Origin of the sequence: Nocardia aurantia (assembly GCF_009604425.1) — a bacterium.
GTDB lineage: Bacteria > Actinomycetota > Actinomycetes > Mycobacteriales > Mycobacteriaceae > Nocardia > Nocardia aurantia.
In genome coordinates this window covers 167,777-186,522 of sequence record NZ_WEGI01000003.1, presented here as the reverse complement: position 1 = coordinate 186,522, position 18,746 = coordinate 167,777, and the positions used below count along the sequence as shown (strand labels likewise).

Annotated in this window: 17 protein-coding genes and 1 pseudogene; 9 read left to right on the top strand and 9 right to left on the bottom strand. The window is 69.7% G+C overall.

All coding sequences use genetic code 11. The annotated features are described in order from the left end of the window. Nucleotides 1-16: 16 nt before the first annotated feature. Together NRB56_RS07290 and NRB56_RS07285 are read left to right on the top strand one after the other, a co-directional pair. Complete coding sequence (locus NRB56_RS07290; protein WP_153339772.1) at nt 17-604, top strand: TetR/AcrR family transcriptional regulator; 588 nt, start codon at nt 17-19, stop codon at nt 602-604. A gap of 212 nt (nt 605-816) precedes the next feature. Beyond that, nucleotides 817-2,061, top strand: coding sequence for a cytochrome P450 (locus tag NRB56_RS07285; RefSeq protein WP_153339771.1), 1,245 nt, complete (start codon nt 817-819; stop codon nt 2,059-2,061). Between the two features lie 72 nt (nt 2,062-2,133). Here NRB56_RS07285 and NRB56_RS07280 read toward each other — a convergent pair whose 3' ends face one another. Further along, on the bottom strand, nt 2,134-2,868 hold the full coding sequence (locus tag NRB56_RS07280) for a glucose 1-dehydrogenase (protein ID WP_153339770.1): 735 nt from the start codon (nt 2,866-2,868) through the stop codon (nt 2,134-2,136). 116 nt (nt 2,869-2,984) lie between these two features. Here NRB56_RS07280 and NRB56_RS07275 point away from each other — a divergent pair, with 116 nt between their 5' ends. Then, a complete protein-coding gene (locus NRB56_RS07275; protein ID WP_153339769.1) occupies nt 2,985-4,070 on the top strand; it encodes an NAD(P)H-dependent amine dehydrogenase family protein in 1,086 nt (361 codons plus the stop codon). Nucleotides 4,071-4,117: 47 nt separating this feature from the next. After that, nucleotides 4,118-4,609 (top strand): hypothetical protein, encoded by a 492-nt coding sequence (locus NRB56_RS07270; protein ID WP_153339768.1) that lies wholly within the window; start codon nt 4,118-4,120, stop codon nt 4,607-4,609. A gap of 52 nt (nt 4,610-4,661) precedes the next feature. Here the strand turns inward: NRB56_RS07270 and NRB56_RS07265 are convergent, their stop codons facing one another. Then, nucleotides 4,662-5,246, bottom strand: coding sequence for a TetR/AcrR family transcriptional regulator (locus tag NRB56_RS07265; protein ID WP_153339767.1), 585 nt, complete (start codon nt 5,244-5,246; stop codon nt 4,662-4,664). A 126-nt stretch (nt 5,247-5,372) separates the two neighbouring features. On the opposite strand from NRB56_RS07265, the gene NRB56_RS07260 reads away from it, so the two are divergent. Further along, nucleotides 5,373-7,607 carry a glycoside hydrolase family 3 C-terminal domain-containing protein gene (locus tag NRB56_RS07260; RefSeq protein ID WP_153339766.1) on the top strand — a complete coding sequence of 745 codons (2,235 nt, stop codon included), beginning with the start codon at nt 5,373-5,375 and terminating at the stop codon, nt 7,605-7,607. A gap of 2 nt (nt 7,608-7,609) precedes the next feature. Here NRB56_RS07260 and NRB56_RS07255 read toward each other — a convergent pair. Together NRB56_RS07255 and NRB56_RS07250 are read right to left on the bottom strand one after the other, a co-directional pair. Beyond that, a pseudogene (locus tag NRB56_RS07255) lies at nt 7,610-8,668 on the bottom strand (phosphotransferase); the annotation flags it as partial. A 143-nt stretch (nt 8,669-8,811) separates the two neighbouring features. Then, nucleotides 8,812-9,798: a LacI family DNA-binding transcriptional regulator gene (locus NRB56_RS07250; protein ID WP_319942685.1), complete on the bottom strand. Its 987-nt coding sequence runs from the start codon at nt 9,796-9,798 to the stop codon at nt 8,812-8,814. Between the two features lie 150 nt (nt 9,799-9,948). Here NRB56_RS07250 and NRB56_RS07245 point away from each other — a divergent pair, with 150 nt between their 5' ends. Then, a complete protein-coding gene (locus NRB56_RS07245) occupies nt 9,949-11,145 on the top strand; it encodes a cytochrome P450 (protein WP_319942684.1) in 1,197 nt (398 codons plus the stop codon). A 21-nt stretch (nt 11,146-11,166) separates the two neighbouring features. Here the strand turns inward: NRB56_RS07245 and NRB56_RS07240 are convergent, their stop codons facing one another. Genes NRB56_RS07240 through NRB56_RS07230 form a run of 3 tightly spaced genes read right to left on the bottom strand, consistent with a single transcriptional unit; the run spans nt 11,167 to nt 13,124 of the window. After that, complete coding sequence (locus tag NRB56_RS07240) at nt 11,167-11,739, bottom strand: dihydrofolate reductase family protein (RefSeq protein WP_153339765.1); 573 nt, start codon at nt 11,737-11,739, stop codon at nt 11,167-11,169. Nucleotides 11,740-11,775: 36 nt separating this feature from the next. After that, a complete protein-coding gene (locus NRB56_RS07235) occupies nt 11,776-12,504 on the bottom strand; it encodes an SRPBCC family protein (RefSeq protein ID WP_153339764.1) in 729 nt (242 codons plus the stop codon). Between the two features lie 2 nt (nt 12,505-12,506). Continuing rightward, entirely contained in the window at nt 12,507-13,124 is a 618-nt protein-coding gene (locus NRB56_RS07230) for an ArsR/SmtB family transcription factor (protein WP_153339763.1), read from the bottom strand. A 106-nt stretch (nt 13,125-13,230) separates the two neighbouring features. Between NRB56_RS07230 and NRB56_RS07225 the strand changes: the two genes are divergently transcribed. Next, the gene (locus NRB56_RS07225; RefSeq protein ID WP_319942683.1) at nt 13,231-14,796 is read left to right on the top strand and encodes an HD domain-containing phosphohydrolase; all 1,566 of its coding nucleotides are present in this window, start codon (nt 13,231-13,233) and stop codon (nt 14,794-14,796) included. Here the strand turns inward: NRB56_RS07225 and NRB56_RS07220 are convergent. Continuing rightward, nucleotides 14,786-15,151 carry a DsrE family protein gene (locus NRB56_RS07220; RefSeq protein WP_153339762.1) on the bottom strand — a complete coding sequence of 122 codons (366 nt, stop codon included), beginning with the start codon at nt 15,149-15,151 and terminating at the stop codon, nt 14,786-14,788. The genes NRB56_RS07225 and NRB56_RS07220 overlap by 11 nt on opposite strands. Nucleotides 15,152-15,415: 264 nt before the next feature. Here NRB56_RS07220 and NRB56_RS07215 point away from each other — a divergent pair, with 264 nt between their 5' ends. After that, nucleotides 15,416-16,333, top strand: coding sequence for a LysR family transcriptional regulator (locus NRB56_RS07215; protein ID WP_153339761.1), 918 nt, complete (start codon nt 15,416-15,418; stop codon nt 16,331-16,333). Here NRB56_RS07215 and NRB56_RS07210 read toward each other — a convergent pair whose 3' ends face one another. Beyond that, the gene (locus NRB56_RS07210) at nt 16,334-16,948 is read right to left on the bottom strand and encodes a TetR/AcrR family transcriptional regulator (protein WP_153339760.1); all 615 of its coding nucleotides are present in this window, start codon (nt 16,946-16,948) and stop codon (nt 16,334-16,336) included. 183 nt (nt 16,949-17,131) lie between these two features. Between NRB56_RS07210 and NRB56_RS07205 the strand changes: the two genes are divergently transcribed. After that, entirely contained in the window at nt 17,132-18,742 is a 1,611-nt protein-coding gene (locus tag NRB56_RS07205; protein ID WP_153339759.1) for an MFS transporter, read from the top strand. The last annotated feature ends 4 nt before the right edge of the window (nt 18,743-18,746 follow it).

The window sequence follows — 18,746 nt, the reverse complement described above, 5'->3', positions numbered from 1 at the left end:
AGTAGGATTCAGACACATGTCCGAACTCGCATCCACCGGCATCGAGGCGACTCGACGTCGCCTCACCGAGAAACAGGCCGACACCGTCGACCGCCTCACCGCGGCTGCGATCGACGTACTGTCCCGGGAAGGCTACTCCGGCACCACGATTCGCCTCGTCGCCGCCGCAGCGGGTGTCGGCACCGCCACCGCCTACACGTACTTCTCCTCCAAGGAACACCTGATCTCGGAGGTGTACTGGCGCCGTCTGATCGCCGCCCCGCCCCTGGAGACCGACGACGCGGATCCGGCCGCCCGCGTGGTGGCGGTCCTGCGCCAGGTCTCCCTGCTGGTCGCCGACGAACCGGCTCTGGCCAGCGCGGTCAGCAGCGCCCTCCTCGGCGACGACCCGGACGTCCGCCACCTGCGGGTCCGCATCGGCACCGAGATCCGCGGCCGGCTCGCCGCCGCCCTCGGATCCACCGACTCGGAGAGCCTGTCCATGCTGGAACTGCTCTACTCCGGCGCCCTGCTACAGGCGGGCATGAACATCCTCTCCTACGAACAGGTAGCCGACCTCCTCGAGATCTCCGCCCGGCGCCTCCTCGCCGACCGGCACACCTGACCGACACTCCCGAGCGTCCTCCGACGGCCCCGACCGCGCGTGCGGCCGGGGCCGTCGCGCGTGCACCGCGCCGTGGCATTCGCCGGGCCACGGACCTTGTCGCACACTGCTCGCCATAGTACTGTCCAGACAGATGTCCATCATTTGTCTGGACAGATTTCCGGGAGGAATTTCCGCCCCGCCAGGACGTCAGGTCCGTCAGGAGGAAAGCAATGTCAGCTCCGTCCATCCCCGCCGGCTTCGATTTCACCGATCCTGGCCTCTGGGAATCGCGTAATCCGGTGCGGGAGTTCGCCGAACTGCGGCGGACCGCGCCGGTGTGGTGGAATCCGCAGACCGACGAGCAGTCCGGCGGATTCCGGGACGGGGGGTACTGGGTCGTCTCCAAACACGAGGACATCAAGGAGATCTCGCGTAATTCGGAGCTGTACTCCTCGCAGCGGAAGGGGTCGATCATCCGGTTGCCCGGCGAGGTGACGCCCGAGCAGATCGAGCTCACCGGCGCGCTGCTGGTGAACATGGATCCGCCGAAGCACACCAAGATCCGGCGAATCATCTCGAAGGGGTTCAGCCCCAGGGCCGTCGAGGGGTTGCGGACCGCGCTGGCCGATCGCGCGGGCGCCATCGTGCGGGCCGCGCGGGAGGCGGGCACCGGCGATTTCGTCGAGCAGGTGGCGTGTGAGCTGCCGTTGCAGGCGATCGCGGAACTGCTGGGGGTTCCGCAGGACGACCGGCACAAGCTGTTCGAATGGTCGAATCAGATGCTGAACTACGACGATCCGGAGTACGGGGACGCGGTCACCACCGACGCGTCGTCGCTCGCCTCGATGGAGATCCTCGGCTACGCCTGGCAGATGGCCGAGGCGCGGCGCGCGAATCCGCTGGGCGACATCGTGAGTCAACTCGTGCACGCCGATGTCGACGGGGAGGCACTGGCTTCCGAGGAGTTCGGGTTCTTCGTGATCCTGCTGGCGGTGGCCGGGAACGAGACCACCCGCAACGCGATCACCCACGGCATGAAGGCGTTCGTCGACAATCCGGAGCAGTGGGAACTGTACAAGCGGGAGCGGCCGCGCACCGCCACCGACGAGATCGTCCGCTGGGCCACCCCGGTGACGGCGTTCCAGCGCACCGCCACCGCGGACACCGAACTCGGCGGCGCGACGATCCGGGCCGGGCAGCGCGTCGGATTGTTCTACAGCTCGGCCAATTTCGACGAGGACACCTTCGAGAATCCGTTCTCCTTCGACATCACCCGCGATCCCAATCCGCATCTGGCCTTCGGCGGCACCGGGGCGCACTACTGCGTCGGAGCGAATCTGGCGCGGCTCGAGATCGATCTGATGTTCAACGCGCTCGCCGATGTCATGCCGGACCTGTCGGAGGTCGCGGCTCCGGAACGGCTGCGCTCGGGCTGGATCAACGGCATCAAGCACTGGCGGGTGCGGTACGAGTAGCCGGAAACGGCTGCGGCCCGGGTGGTTTCACCCGGGCCGCTCGAACCTGCTGTCGTGCGGGCACTTCCTTCGCTACTTGTGCGGAACCCCCACCACGAGACCGCCGTCGACGATGAACTCCGCCCCGGTCGCGTACGCGGATTCGTCGCTGGCCAGGAAGAGGACGAAGGTGGCGACCTCCTCGGGCTGGGCGGGACGGCCCAGCGGAATGGTGACGAGGTCGTCGGGGATCTGCTCGGTCATGGGGGTACGGATCAGTCCCGGATGCAGCGAGTTGATCCGGATCTTGCGGGGCGCCAGCTCGAGTGCCGCCGATTTGGCCAGCCCGCGCACGCCCCACTTGGACGCGACGTAACCGTGTGCCCAGGGGGCGCCGCGCAGGCCCTCGATCGAGGACACGTTGACGATCGAGCCGCCGCCGGCCGCGGTCATCGGCTCCACGACCGCCCGGATGCCGAGGAACGTGCCGGTGAGGTTCACGTCGAGGATCTTCCGCCACTTGCCGAGGTCGAACTTCTCGATCGGGCCGCCGTTGATGATGCCGGCGTTGTTCACGAGCACGTCGAGCTTGCCGAACGAGGTGACCGCCTCGGCCACCGCCGCCTCCCACTGCTCCGGCTCGGTGACATCGAGATGGACGTAACGCGCTGCGGCGCCGAGCTTCTCGGCGACCGCCCGGCCCTCGTCGCCCAGGACGTCGCCGAGGATCACCTGGGCGCCCTCGGCCACGAGCAGTTCCGCGTGCGCCGCGCCCATGCCGCGCGCCCCGCCACTGATGAGTGCCACTTTGCCGTCTACGCGTCCCATGAACGTCACGCTAACATACCGACTGGAAGCCAATCCAGACTACTGTCCAGAAATATGATCGGGTCGCGCCGGAGTGTCGGGATCGGCTCGAATCCGCTACGCACCGAGGAGAATTCATGCCCATCCGAGTCGCCCATGTCGGTACCGGGAACGTCGGCCGGCTGGCATTGACCGGTCTCATCGAGAGCCCGCGCTACGAACTGACCGGCGTCTGCGTCTCCACCCCGGCCAAGGTCGGCCGCGACGCCGGTGAGCTCGCGGGGCTCGACGCCGCGACCGGGATCACCGCGGTCGGCGATCTCGACGCGCTGCTGGCGACCGAACCGGAGTGCGTCGTGTACTGCGCGATGGGCGACACCCGGCTGCCCGAGGCCGTCGCGGATGTCCGCACGCTGCTCGCCGCCGGCGTCAACGTCGTCGGCTCGGCCCCCGGACTGTTGCAGTACCCGTGGCAGGTGCTGCCGCCGAAGTTCATCACGCCGGTGGAAGAGGCAGCGCGGCAGGGGAATTCGAGCCTGTTCATCACCGGCGTCGATCCCGGCTTCGCCAACGACCTGCTGCCCTTCGCGCTGACGGGCACCTGTCAGACCGTCGAGCAGGTCCGCTGCATGGAGATCGCCGACTACGCCACCTACGACGGCGCGACGGTGATGTTCGACGTGATGGGCTTCGGCAAGCCGATCGACGAGATCCCGATGCTGCTGCAACCCGGGGTGCTGAGTATCGCCTGGGGACCGGCGATCCGGCAGCTGGCCGCCGGGCTCGGCATCACCGTGGACACGATCACCGAGCACTACGAGCGGGTCGCGGCCACCGAGCCGTTCGACATCGCCGTCGGGCACGTCTCCGAGGGCGAGGTGGTGGGCCTGCGATTCGAGCTGCGCGGCATGGTCGGCGGGCATCCGGCGATCGTGATCGAGCACGTCACCCGGCTGCGCGAGGACCTGTGCCCGGACTGGCCGCAGCCCGCCCAGCCCGGCGGTTCGTATCGCATCGAGATCGCCGGGGAGCCTTCGTATTCCGTGGACATCTGCCCGACCAGCCGCAAGGGCGACCACAATCACGCCGCCATCGTCGCGGCCGCGGGCCGCATCGTGAACGCGATCCCGGCTGTGGTCGCCGCCGATCCCGGCATCCGGACCACCCTCGATCTCCCGCTGGTCACCACGCCCGGCCTGGTGCGCGCGCCGCTGCCGCGATAGTGCGGCGCCCTTGCCCGCGCCGAATCGCTGGACTAGTATTCGGACACATGTCCGATCTACCGTCCACCCCGGGCGGATCCGCCGAGGAAACCCCGGTCGACCGCGCCGCGATGTTCGAGGTGCTGATCGACTCGGCCCGCTCGGTCATCGCACGTGGCGGCCTCGGAAGCCTCACGGCCGCAACCATTGCCGCGGAGGCCGGCGTGGATCTCGGCACGGCACAGGCGTGGTTCGCCTCCGACGCCCGGCTGATCTCCGAATTGCTGTGGCGCCAGCTGTCTTCGGCCGGCCTGCGCACACACTCGGGACAGCGCGGCAACCTCGGATCCGATGCCCTGGAAGTGCTGCGGCTGCGGGCCGGGACGGCCGGTGAGATCCAGCATCGGATCCGGGCCGCGCTGGGCCCCGCGCCCGACGCGGCCACCCTGCATCGGCTCGAAACGATCTATACCGCGGCACTTTTCGATGCCGGCACCGGCTACGCCGCCGGATCCCGATCCCGCGAGCAGGTCGTCCGGCGCATTCTCGACCGCCGCTGACGCACTCCGGCTCGCCGGGGGCGGCCACCGGGGCAGCCGACCGCCCCGGCGATCAGCCCGGAGGCCGCGCCGCGAGCAGATCGAGGAAATAGCGCACGAGCACCGGCATGTCGACCTCGCGGTCGTAGAGCCACTGGGTCTGCAACCCGTCGATGACCGCGAACAGCAGCGGGGCGAGCCGGTCGGGATCGAGGCCGGGATCGATCGCGCCCTCGTCGCGCAGCCGCTCGAACATCTCGCGGCCGAACGCGCGGACCGTGTCGTACCGATCGCGGAAGTACTCGTGCGACGGATGATCCGCCTCGATCGCCTCGTGGGTGAGCCGCGCGTGCAACTCGACGAAGCCGGGTACGGCGGCGTTGTGCGCGACGAGTTCGGTGAGCCGCGTGGGGACGTCGCCGGTGCCCGCGCTGTGCGTGGCCAGGTCGATCTCGTCGCGGCGGCGCAGGATCTCGGTGAACAGCGCGTCCTTGGATCCGAAATAGTGCAGCAGGCCGTTCTGGCTCAGCCCGACCGCGTCGGCGATCTGTTTCACCGTCGCCCTGCCGTAGCCGTGCCGCGCGACGATCGCCAGCGCGGTGTCGAGGATCTCCGCCCGCTTCTCCACACCCTTGCTGTAGGGACCACGCCTCGCCATGGGTGCATCGTACGGAGACGACACGGACCGGCGGGCGCTTGCCGCGACGAAAACCGCATGACATTCTGTTTTCGTCCGAGTGTCGCGCCGACCGGGTGTGCCGGACACATGTCGGGAGGAACGACCATGACGTCGACGGCGCCGGAACCGGCCTCGGATTCCGCGGTCCCGCAGCAGGCCGCTCTCACCGGCGGCGCCTCGTTCTGGGCCACCAAGCGGGTGGGCGCGACGGCGGCGTTCACCCTGCACGACGGCCCGCACGGACTGCGGAAGCAGACCGGGGAGACCGATCATCTCGGCATCGGCGAGAGCGTGCCCGCGACCTGTTTCCCGCCGGCGGTCGCGCTGGCGCAGACCTGGAGTGTCGCGTCGGCCGGGGAGGTCGGCGCCGCGCTGGGCCGGGAATGCCGGGCCGAAGGCGTCGGCGTGCTGCTGGGTCCCGGTGTGAACATCAAGCGGGATCCGCGCGGCGGCCGCAACTTCGAATACCTGTCCGAGGATCCGCATCTCACCGGTGCGCTCGGCGCGGCCTGGGTGAACGGGTTGCAGGCGCAGGGCGTCGGCGCGTCGGTGAAGCACTTCGCCGCCAACAACGCCGAGAACGACCGGATGCGGGCCAGTTCCGATATCGACCCGCGCACGCTGCGTGAGATCTACCTGCGCGGCTTCGCGCGGATCGTGCGCGACGCCCGCCCGTGGACGGTGATGTGCTCCTACAACAGCCTCAACGGTGTGCGCGTCTCGGAGAACCACTGGCTGCTGACCGGCGTGCTGCGGGAGGAGTGGGGTTTCGACGGGGTCGTGGTCAGCGATTGGGGCGCGGTGCGCGATCGGCCCGCGGCCGTCGCGGCCGGGGTGGATCTGGCGATGCCCGGCCCGGACCCGCACGGCGACGAGCGCATCGTGGCCGCGGTGTCGCGCGGCGAGGTGCCCGCCGGCGCGGTCGAGCGGGCCGCCGCCCGGGTCTCGGCGCTGTCCGCGAAGATCGCCGCGGCCGGACCGGCGACGGCCGGTTTCGACCGCGACGCCCACCACGCGCTCGCCGCGCGCATCGCCGCCCGCGCGATCGTGTTGTTGCGCAACGAGAACGGCCTGCTCCCGCTGGATCCGGCGCGACCGGTCGCGGTGATCGGCGAATTCGCGCGCACCCCGCGGTATCAGGGCGGCGGCAGCTCGCACGTGAATCCCACCCGGCTCGACATCCCACTCGACGAGATCCGGCGGGTCGCCGGAGCCGAGGTTCCGTTCGCGGCCGGATTCACCACCGACGGCAGCGGCGACGCCGCCGACCTGCGCCGCGAGGCCGTCGACCTGGCGCGCACCGCACAGGTGGCCGTGCTGTTCCTGGGTGTCGACGCGGGGCAGGAATCCGAGGGATTCGACCGCGACCACCTCGAACTGCCCGCCGAACAGCTCACCCTGCTGTGCGAGATCGCCACCGTACAACCGAATGTCGTGGTCGTGCTCTCGCACGGCGGCGTGCTGCGGCTCACGCCGGTCACGGAGTTCGCCCCCGCGATCCTCGACGCGGCGCTGCTCGGTCAGGCCGGCGGCACCGCGATCGCCGAGGTGCTCTACGGCGTGGTCAATCCCTCCGGCAAGCTGGCCGAGACCGTGCCCGCGCGGCTCGAGGACGTCCCGTCCTATCTCGAATTCCCGGGCGAGTTCTCCCACACCCGGTACGCGGAGGGCCTGTTCGTCGGCTACCGCTGGTACGACGCGCGCGGCATCGAGGTCGCCTTCCCGTTCGGACACGGCCTGTCCTACACCAGCTTCGGCTACGCGGACCTGCGGCTGGACACCGGCGCCGGCGGCATCACCGCGACCGTCGCGGTCACCAATACCGGCGCCCGCGCCGGACGCGAGATCGTGCAGTTCTACGCCGGACTGCCCGCCTCGGCGCGCACCCGCGCGGTCCGCGAGCTGAAGGGCTTCGCGGAGGTCACACTGGAACCCGGGCAGACCGCGGACGTGAGCGTCCTGATCCGCCGGGAAGACCTGGCCTACTGGGACATTCGGGTCGACGACTGGGTGGTCGAGCCGGGCGACTACGAGATCGCGGCCGCGGCCTCCAGCACCGACCTCCGGCTACGGCAGACCGTCACCGTCGCCGGCGACACCGTCGGGCTGACCGTCGACGCCGAGACCACCCTCGGCGAGCTGCTCGCCGACCCGGCCGCGGCCGCCGCCGTGGTACCGCTGCTCCAGCAGATGATGCCGGCAGGCGGTGAGGGAACCGCGCTGGGCATGGACATGGCCCGGATGGTGATGTCGATACCGCTGGGCATGCTGGCGTCCTTCGCGGGCGGCGATGCCACCGATCTGGTGGACCGGATCCGTACCGCCGTCGAAACCGGTTAGCCCGGAAGCAGATTCAGCGCGCCCGTGTCGAGGACATGGGAGCTGTGCCGGTCCAGCATGGTCAGGAACAGCGTGTCCCCGCGCTCGGTGCGTTCGACGACGACCGACGCCGCGATCGCCATCGTGACACCCATGAAGGAGAGCGCCCGCACCTCCTCGCGCACCTCGGCCGGCGAGATCGGCGAATCCGGGCCCAGCTCCGCGTGATACGCGGACAACAGGTCGTCGTAGTACACCCGGCGATCCTCCGCGGCGAGCGCGCCGCCGAGGAAGTAGGACAGGTCCGTGCGGGCGGGCCCGGCCATCACACCCTGCCAATCCACCACGACCAGTGGCCTTTCCGCGCCGGGACCACCGAACAGCAGGTTGTCCAGCCGATAGTCGCCGTGCACGAGCCCCCGGGTCAGACTCGCGGTGGCCGCGGCGTACGCGTCGAAGTGCCCGACCAGGCGGTCACAGACGGTCCGTTGCGGCGCGCCGATCCGCGCACCGTAGCGATCCAGGAACAGGGCGTAGAGCTGTTCGAACAGCGCCTGATTCAGCAGCGATCCGCGCTCCAGCCACGGCGCCTCGGTCACCTCCGGCGCGGCGGCGATCAGAGCGTGCCAGCGGCCCAGCCCGCACACCGCCGCCTCGGCCTGCTCCCTTGTGGCGCCGACGATCTCGTCACCGACAACGGCCGGAGCGGCGTCGCCGAGCATCAGATCGAAGCAACCGCTGCCGGGATCGATCGCGGCATGATGACACGCCGGGATCGGACCCGCGGCCAGCCGCGGGGCGATCTCACGATAGAACCGCACCTCGCTCTCGTACAGGCCCATCGCCGCTCCGGTCTGCCGGCTGGTGGGGTCCGCCGCGGCGACCTTCAGCACGACCGAGCGCGGGCCGCTCGCACCGGCCGCGTACTCCAGTGTGACGCGGTAACAATCGCTGACCTGCCCGGTGCCGATCCGCTCACTGTGGAATCCGACGACGGTGCCCGCACCGAGGGCGGCGGTCAGCCACGCACCGGTGAGATCGGCCGGGTGCTCCAGTGGTGCGTCCGAGAACTGTTGCGCCACAAGCCACCTCGCTCACCGCTTCACATCCCGCGCCCCGGCTCGACCACCCGGAGTCCGGCGGGAGAAGCAACCGTAACAGTTACAGTACAGTTTGCGGCGATTCCGGGGAGCGGATCGGCGGTAACGCCGCCCGCGAAGTCCGATCAGGTGGAGCGGCGGTGGATGAGGCGGGCGAGGCCGGTGTCGGGGGGTGGGGCGGGGATCGGGTAGCCGAGGGAGCCGAGGAGGGCGGCCAGGGCGATGTCGACGATGATCTCGGCGTCGAAGGCGATGGTGGTGAGGGGTGGGGCGGCGACCTCGCCGAGGGGGATCGCGTCGATGCCCATCACCGCGAGGTCTTCTGGGCAGCGCCGGCCCGCCTCGCGGATGCCGTGCTGGACGACGAGCGCGGTCTCGTCGCTCTGGGCGCAGACCGCGGTGACGCCGGCTTCGACCCAGGCGGTGACGGTGCCGGCGGCGTCGTCGGGGCCGATCGTGGCGACGTGCACCTCGGGGAGATCGCGGCGGCGGGCGGCGGCTTCGATCCCGGCGAGCCAATAGTCGCCGAGGGGGCGCCATTTCACCGTGTTGGTGTAGGCGAAGCCCAGGTGGCGGTGGCCTCGGGTGGTCAGGTGGTCCACGCGCATCTCACCGGCCAGCAGGTGTAGTTCGCCGACGGATCGCAGTGCGCTGCTGCCCAAATGGAATTGGGGGACGCCGGCCGCCTCGACCGCCGCGAGTGCGCCGCCGCTGAGGGGGAAGACGCTGGTCACCGCGACCGGGTCGAACGAGGAGAGGGCCTCGGCGACCTGGCGGTCGTCCTCGGTCTCGAAGACCACCAGGGACATGACGCCGTGCCGGGCCAGTGCGGTCGTCATGCGGCTGCCGACCTCGATGGCCAACTCCCCCAGCGCTATTCGGGGCACGATGTAGAGGACCACGCCGCTGCCGCCGCGGGCCAGGTTGCGGGCGGCGAGGTTGGGGCGGTAGCCGAGTTGGCGGGCGGCCTGCTGGACCGTTGCCCGCGTCCGGTCCGAGATCGTGACGCCCTTGGCGTTGTTGAGGACGTAGCTGACCGTCGCCGTCGACACGTTCGCCAGGCGAGCGACGTCGGCCTTCGTCGGCCGATCCGACCTGCTCACCTGCCACACCTCCGACTCGACCGGACCGACACTGTCCCGCTCATGATGCCGTACGCGGATTCCGCCGTGTGCCCGCGCGGTGCTGTTTACGCGCGTAAGCTGTGCCGCGAGACGGTAGTCGCGCCCGCGTGACTTCAGGACAGTGAAAGGCGTAGTTCAGTGACGATCACCGCCCCGAGCGACGTGCACTTCGATCCCTACGACGTCGACCTCATCGCGGATCCGTACCCGATGTTCCGGCGGCTGCGGGAGGAGGCGCCGCTGTATTACAACGAGCAGTACGAGTTCTACGCGCTCAGCCGGTTCGACGATGTCAACAAGGGCCTGATCGACTGGGAGACCTACAGTTCCGCCCGCGGCGGCATCCTGGAACTGATCAAGGCGAACATCGAGATCCCTTCCGGTGTAGTACTTTTTGAGGATCCGCCGCTGCACGACGTGCACCGCAAGCTGCTGGCCCGGATGTTCACCCCGCGCAAGGTCCACGCGCTGGAGCCGCACATCCGCGAATTCTGCGCCCAGAGCCTGGATCCGCTGGTCGGCGGCGACAGCTTCGACTTCATCGCCGACCTCGGGGCGCAGATGCCGATGAAGGTGATCAGCAAGCTGGTGGGTATCCCCGAGGGCGATCAGGAAGCGATCCGCGACAACGCCAACGATCGGCTGCGCACCGAGGCGGGCCGGCCGATGCGGGCCGAGGAGGGCCTGTCCGGCGAGATCTTCGCCGACTACATCGACTGGCGCGCGAAGAACCCCTCCGACGACATCATGACCGAGCTGCTGAACGCCGAATTCGACGACGAGAAGGGCGTCCACCGCAAGCTCACCCGCGACGAACTGCTCACCTACATCAACGTGGTCGCGGGCGCGGGCAACGAGACCACGACCCGCCTGATCGGCTGGGCCGGAAAGGTTCTCGCCGAACACCCGGACCAGCGCCGGGAACTGGTCGAGAACCCGGCCCTGATCCCGGGCGCGATCGAGGAACTCCTGCGCTTCGAGCCCCCGGCCCCGCACACCGCGCGCTACGTGACCCGCGACGTCGAGGTGCACGGCCACACGGTCCCGGCGGGCAGCATCATGATGATGCTGCTCGGCTCCGCCTGCCGCGATCATCGCCAATACGCCCCCGACGGAGACGTTTTCGACATCCACCGCGAGATCAAGCAGAACCTGGCCTTCAGCATCGGCACCCACTACTGCCTGGGCGCCGCGCTGGCCCGCCTGGAGGGCCGCATCGCCCTGGAGGAAATCCTGAAACGCTTCCCGGAGTGGAACGTCGACCTCACCCGCGCCCGCCTGTCCCCGACCTCCACCGTCCGCGGCTGGGAGACCCTCCCGGCAGTGCTCGGCTGATTCCGTTGCGCGCGAGCGGCGTCAGCGCAGGACGTCGAAGACGTTCTTCTGGACGCCGTTCGAATAGGTCTCGTGTTCAACGAGTTTCAGCTTGCGGGTGTCCAGGTCGGCGGCGCTGAACAGCCGCTTGCCGGCGCCGAGGAGCAGCGGGAACACCAGCAGGTGGTAGCGGTCGATCAGGGCCGCGTCCGAGAGCGCGTGGTTCAGGGTCGCGCTGCCCTGCACGATGATCGGGCCGCCGTCGGTCTCCTTCAAGGCGGCCACCTCGTCGAGGGAGCGCAGGATCGTGATGTCACCCCAGTCGGTGACCAGATCGTCGTCGGCGAGGGTGGTGGAGACGACGTATTTCGGCATCGCCTTGTAGCCGGGGAATTCCGGCATGTCCGGCCACACCGGGGCGAAGGCTTCGTAGCTGACGCGGCCCAGCAGGAGGGCGGTGGCCTCCTCCTGTTCGCGGCCCTTGAGTTCGTAGGCCTCGGGGACGAAGTCGATGTCCTTGAAGGTCCAGCCGGCGTTGCGGTAACCGGTCTCGCCGCCGGGGCCTTCCATGACGCCGTCGAGGGAGACGAACGCGGTGCTGATCAGGGTGCGCATGTGAATGTCCTTGACTCTCTTGATATTCGGGTGTGTTCAGGCGAACAGGTTGGTCAGCCAGTGCTGCCAGGCGGGCTCGGCGCCGGTGGTGTCCGGGCCGAACAGGTGATGGAACATGACCGCGACGCCGGGGAGGCCGTAGTGGAAGCTGTAGAGCCCGTCGGCGGTGCGGATCGCGAAACGTTCGTCGTCGGACCAGGTCACCTCGCCGTCGAGGGACGGCAGGCCGGCCGGTTCCGCGTGGACCCGGTCGCCGACGGTCACCGGGGTGGGCAGGGTCAGCGCGCGGATCAGGGCCGCGCGGACCTCGGTGCCGCCGGGGGCCGCGGCGAAGACCGGCGTTGCGGTGCGGCCCGGGAAATGGCGCAGGTATTCGGTGAGCGTGTGCAGATGGAACGGCCAGCCGCGGCGCAGGGCGTCGTACTCGTCCTCCCAGTCGTCGCCGAGCATGCCGCTGTGGACGGCGCGCAGCACGGTGCTGCCCTGGTCGCGGCCCTCGATGAGGTATTCGAAGGCCATGAAGCGACCGTCCTCGGCGGTGGGGGTGCGGGTGGCGAAGCGCTTGCCGGGCTCGTAGGCGGTGATCAGCGCCTCCTCGCGCTGCCCGCCGGTATCCATGGCGGCGACGCCGCCCTCGCGCGCTTCCACCTCGTTGTGACCCATGAACCAGGAGTCGATACCCGGTCCGGTCGCGATCGCGGCCCAGACCTCGTCGGGGCTCGCCGGCAGGGTCGTCTCCAGTTCGATCTCGAACGGCTCCGCCATCGTCAATTCTCCTGTCCTGCTTCGGTTTCGGTCTCTGGTTTCGGGTCGGGAATCTGATGCAGCCCGACCACCACGCGGTGGCGGCGGCCACCGGCGGCGGATTCGTCGTGATAGCGGCCGACGAGGGCCGCCACCGTGGCGGCCAGTTCGTCGGCGAAGGCGGCGCGGTCGGCCGCGGAGGCGAACCTGATCTCCGCGTCGATGCCGAAGCTCGCGACCCGCCGCTGGGCCCGGGCGGCGCCGGTGAGCAGCGCGCCGACCTCCTGTACCAGCCGGGCCCCGAGGGCCAGCAGCCAGCGCGCGGACAGCTGGTCGGGCGACCGCGCGGGATCGGGGCTGACGGCGCCGAGCGCGATCGGCGAGATGACGTACGAGGCGGCGGTCGCGCGGAACACGCGCTCGGTGACATTTCCCTTGCGCCGCTCCGACTCCAACTCGACCAGGCCGTGCCGCTCGAGTTCCTTCAGGTGGTAGTTCACCTTCTGCCTCGGCAGCTCGAGCCGCGCGGCGAGCATGGCGGCCGAGCCGGGTTCGGCCAGAGCGGCGAGGATCCGGGACCGGATCGGGTCCAGGGATGCCTCGGCCGCGGCGGGTTCTTCGATCACTGCGACGTCGAGCATGCGCACAAGACTGCTACCGACAAATAAATTTGTCAAGACAAGTCTTGTTGTCGGCTGGTCGTGGCACGACCGGCGGTATCCGCAGGGCGGAATCTATAGTCGGAACGTGGATCGCACACGGGTCCGTCTCGCCGAACTACTGGCCGTCCTGTCGCTGGCGAGCGACCTGGGAATGGGTCAGCCGATGGATCATGTCCTGCGGCAGTGCCTGATCGCGCTGCGGCTCGCGCGCCGGTTGGGACTGTCCGAGGCCGACCGCGAGGTGGTCTACTACACCGGCCTGATCTCCTGGGTCGGCTGCCATATCGACGCCTACGAACAGGCGAAGTGGTTCGGCGACGATCTGGCGTTCAAGACCGATTACCGGCACACCGACTTCCCCAGCGCGAGCGCCGAGCGGATGTTCATCCTCCGTCATCTCGGCGCGGGACGGCCTGCGGCGGAACGGATCCGGCTCGGCTTCGGCTTCCTCGGCGCGGGACACCGGGTGGCGGAGACGATGCTCGACAACCACTGGCACGCCAGCGACCGTCTCACGCAACGGCTCGGGCTCGATCAGCGGGTGCGCGACGGCGTCGAGCAGACCTTCGAACGATGGGACGGCCGGGGTGCGCCGAAAGGCATTCGCGGCGAGGCACTCTCGATGCCGGCCCGGTTGGTGAACCTCGCCGACGTGGTGGAGGTGTTCCACCGCGCCGCGGGGGTCGAGGCGGCCGTCGAGGTGGCGCGGGCCCGCAGCGGCACCCAGTTCGATCCCGCCGTCGTCGAACTCTTCGCGGCGGAAGCCGATTCGATATTCGCCGACCTGGACGGGATCGACAGCTGGGAGACTGTGGTCGCGGCGGAACCGGCGCTGGACGGACGGCTGACCGACGCCGAACTGGATTCCGCGCTGGCGGCAATCGCCGACTTCGCGGATATCAAATCGCCCTACACGATCGGTCATTCGCGCGCCGTCGCGGATTTGGCCGGGGCGGCGGCCGAATCGCTGGAACTGCCGACCGCGGCGCAGGTCCGCCGGGCCGGGCTGATCCACGACCTGGGCCGGCTGGGAGTGTCGAATGCCATCTGGGACAAGCATTCCGCGCTGAGCCCGGTCGAGGTGGAACGAATTCGCTTGCACCCGTACCTGACCGAGCGGATGCTCGCCCGATCGCCCGCGCTGGCACCGCTGGCCGCGATCGCCGTGCAGCATCACGAGCGACTCGACGGCAGCGGCTATCCGCGCGGATTGTCCGGCGCCGCAATCGGAATGGAAGGCCGAGTGCTGGCCGCCGCCGACTTCTACCGGTCCCGGACCGAACCTCGCCCGCACCGCGCGGCGGTACCGACTCCCGAGGCCGCCGCCCTGCTGCGCGCCGAGGTGCGCGCGGGCCGGCTCGACGGCGACGCGGTGGCGGCCGTGCTGCGCGCCGCCGGCCATCGCGGTCACCGCCGCCGGACGTGGCCCGCCGGGCTCAGCGACCGGGAGGTCGAGGTGCTGCGACTGCTGGCCCGCGGCATGTCGAACCGGGAGATCGCCGAGGCGCTGGTCATCTCCCGCCGGACCGCGGGCCATCACGTCGAGCACATCTACGCCAAGACCGGTACGAGCAATCGCGCCCTGGCCAGCCTGTTCGCGGCCGAGCACGGTCTCATCGGCGAGACCGGCGCCGCCGATCTCAGTAGCTGAATGCGGTGACCTGATCGTCGCCGATCCATTCCCAGAGCTGGACCGTCCCGCCGAGTTCGGCATTGCTCACCAGCGTGTCCTTCGCCAGGTGCCGAGCGTCGAAACAGATGGGGCACACCAGCATTCGACCGCCCGCCCGATGGAATCGGGCCACCAGATCGGGTAGCGGCGGGCAGCCCTCGCAGGCCACTCCCCGGGCGACGCCCTCGGTCGCCAGCCGTACCGCTTCCTTCGTGAGGAACATGAGAGTCGGCCGCCCGTGCTCCGCCGCGCCGAGCGCGACCAGGAACGCCACGGCGACCTTTTCGGAATCTTCCAGCCCGGTGATGAGGCTGACCACTGCTTTGTTCGTCATGCCTACGAGCATCGTTGCCCGCCGGCCCGCGCCGCATGGGTCAATCGCCCCATCTTCGCCGTACTTCCGGACCGAGCAGTGCGGGCTCACTCCGAAGGCCGCCTGCCACCTCCCGGCGCCGGGCCCACCGGTGTATGTCGACAGGGCCGCGGACGGTCCGGCCCTGCCGCGGCGGCCCGGCGCCGACGGGCCGCCGCGCTGAACTATCGGATCCCCGCTCCCGGCTGCGCGGGGTCGGCCTCGAGGTCGCGTAAATTCGTCGCGATGAGCGACGACGAGGGTGCCACAGGTTCGGGGGTGGATCGACTGGCGTCGGTCAACCTCAATCTGCTCGTACCCCTGCTCGCGGTGCTGGAGGAGCGCTCGGTGACCCGGGCCGCCGAGCGGGTGGGCCTGTCCCAGCCCGCGATGAGCCACGCCCTGGGCCGGGTGCGACGGTTGCTCGGTGACGATCTGCTGGTCCGGCAGGGCGGCGCGGCGGCGCTGACCCCGCGCGGGCTGGAACTGATCGCGCCGCTGCGGTCGCTGCTGCAACAGGCCGCCGACGTGATCGACTCCCGCGGTTTCGATCCGGCGACCGACCGCCGGGTCGTCACCGTCGCCATGACCACCAGCACGGCCTTCGTCCTCGGGCCGCGGCTGGGCCGGTTGCTCGCCGAGCAGGCGCCGCACGCCACCCTGCGACTGCGCACGATCACCGTGCCGGCCGAGGCCACCTTCACCGAGCACGGCGTCGACGTCGTGCTGATCTCCGAGGCCCACACCTCGCCGTATCCGCGCGAACGGCTGTACGACGACCGGATCGTGGTGGTGGCGTCGACCGACACCCCGCCGGCGGCGAGCGCGCTCGAACTGGTGACCAGCGTGCCGCACGTGGTCGTCGACGGCGAGCGGCGGGTCTTCCCGTATTCGGTGCTCGACGAGCACGGCATCGACTATCACGTCGGCCGCCGGATCTCGGATTTCCTGCTGGTCCCCTACCTGATCGCCGGCGCGGGCGGGGTCGGCCTGCTGCGCTACCGGGTGGCCGCGGCCATGCGCACGATGCTGGACGTGCGGATCGAGGAGTTCCCCTTCCCGTTGCCCGGGCTCGGGATCGACATGGTCTGGAATCCGCACCTGGGCGACCAGCATTTCATCAGCTGGCTGCGGCAGCTGTTGTTCGACGCCGCCCGGCCCTGATCAGCGACGGCCGATCGAGCCTGCCCAGCTCTCGGTGAGGACGTCCAGCATCTCCGCGTGCCGGACACCCCAGTGCCCGGGGGTCCAGTGCCGCGCGACGTGATCCAGTTCGGTGATCGCGATGACGCTGCGGAAGTGCCGGGTGCCGGCCGGGAAGCGGTCGGCGCGGTTCAGGCCCTCCTCGATGTCGCCGATGGCCTCGTTCAGCCATTCGTCCAGCAGCGCACGGATTTCCGGGTCGACGGCCGCCGCCTCGAAGGCCGCGGTCGTGTACGGGCGGATCTCCTCCCAGCGCTGTGAGGTGGCGTCGAGGTAGGCCCGGATCCGCTCCGGGGATCCGTCCTCGACGACGGCGACCAGCTCGCGTTCGGTGGTGCCGTGCTCGGCCGACGGGATCCGGTCCAGCGCGGCGTTGAGCCGCTCGGAGATGAGGGCCTTCATCAGGTCGACCTTCGACGGGAAATACGCGTAGAAGGTCACCCGGGTCGTGCCGGCCGCCGACGCGATGTCGTCGACGGTGGTCGCCGCGTAGCCCTTCGACACGAACAGGGTGACGCCGGCGTCGAGCAGGAGCTTCCGCGTCATCTCCCGCTGCGCCTCGCGAAGTGTCGCCATGCCCGCCAGCCTATAGCACGCCGATCGGGTTCCGGTCCCCATGGTCATTCTTGATACGTATTGCTCATAATCTTGACAGTCCGTCAACTCTTGTGACACCTTGCACATTCTACGGGTGAGCGCACTCACACCCGCGGGGGCGAACGTCTCGCCCGTCTCATCGAAACAAGGAAGAAATCCGCAATGACGCAGATCGCTGTGCGCAAGCAGGGCTACACCGCCACGGTGGTCGCCGGCTGCTTCGCCGTCCTCCTCGCCCAGGTGGCGTACTCGCTGCCCGGCGCGCTCAATGGCACCTTCCAGCAGGAATTCCAGACCACCGGCGCGCAATTGACTTGGGTCACAGCCGCTTTCGCGATCCCGATGGTGGTGCTGGAACTGACCACCGGCGTGATCGGCGATCTGTTCGGCCGCAAACGCCTGCTGCAGGCGGGCGCCGTCGCGACTGTGGCCGGTTCGCTGATCTGCTACCTGGCCGGCACGGTCCAGGTGCTCTGGGCCGGCCAGGTCGTGGCGGGCCTCGGCGCCGCGATCCTCTACCCGATCTCGCTGGCGATGCTCGCCGCGGTGAGCCCGACGCCGGAGGCGCGGTCCCGGGCGATCGCCGTGTGGGCCGGATTCCTCTCGATCGGCGCGGCCGTCTCGCCGCTGCTCGGGGGCTGGCTCGCGCAGCAGGGGCATTGGCGCACTTCGTATCTGGTGGTGATCGCGGCAGCGGTGGTGTCGATCGCGGTGACGCAGTTCGCCGCGGATTCGGCCGCGCCGGAGGGCCGCAAGCTGGATGTCCCGGGCCAGCTCACCCTGGCGCTCGGGCTGATCGCGATCCTGTTCGGCGCGACCCAGGGTTCCGAGGCCGGATTCGGCCGGCCGGAGATCATCGGCGCGTTCGTCGCGGGTGTGGTGCTGCTCGGCGCGTTCGTCGTCATCGAGTTGCGGACCGCGGTGCCGTTGCTGAACCTGAAGATCTTCGCGAACCGGGCCTACGCGGTCGTCGCGATCGCCACGGTCGTCGGCATGTTCGCCTTCCTGGCGATCTGCTATTCGCTGAGCATCCGGATCGGCGCGGTGCAGCATCAGAGCGCACTGAAGATCGGCGTGCTGTTCCTGTTCATCCAGGGCCCGGCGTTCCTGCTGGCGCCGGTGGTCTCGTATCTGATCCGCAATGTCGCCCCGCGCTGGGTCCTCACCACCGGGTTCGCGCTGATCGCCGTCAGCGGCATCTGGTCCTCGACCTTCGACATCGACGACCCGAGCTGGACGGTGTTCATCGCGCCGATGCTGGCGCTGGGGATCGGTTTCGCGCTGACGGTCGGCTCGATCACCGCGGTCGCGATCAACACGGTCCCGCTGCGGCTGGCCGGGATGGCCAGTGCCACCACGAACCTGTTGCGCGACTTCGGTTTCGCGCTCGGCCCGGTGCTGATCGCCGCGATCGCGGTCAGTCGCGCCAACGGCCGGATGACCGACGAACTGGGCACCGCACTCGGCGAGTCCGGGCTGCGGCCGCCGTACACCGACATCGCCGGGGGCATCGCGCACGAGGGCGGTGCGATGGCGATCAACTCGATGCCCGTGGTGCCGGGCGCGGGTCCACAGCTGCCGCCGGTCCCGATGCCCGCGAGCCTGCACACGCTGGCGTTCGAATCCCTCGGCAGCGCTTACAGTCTCGCGTTCCTGGTGGCCGGACTGTGCGGGGCCGCCGCGGCGGTGCTGACCCTGGTCGGTTTGCTCGGGTCCCGGGACGCCGACGCCGAGGAACCACTGGTCGACGCGGAACTCGTTCCGGCCGAATGATTTT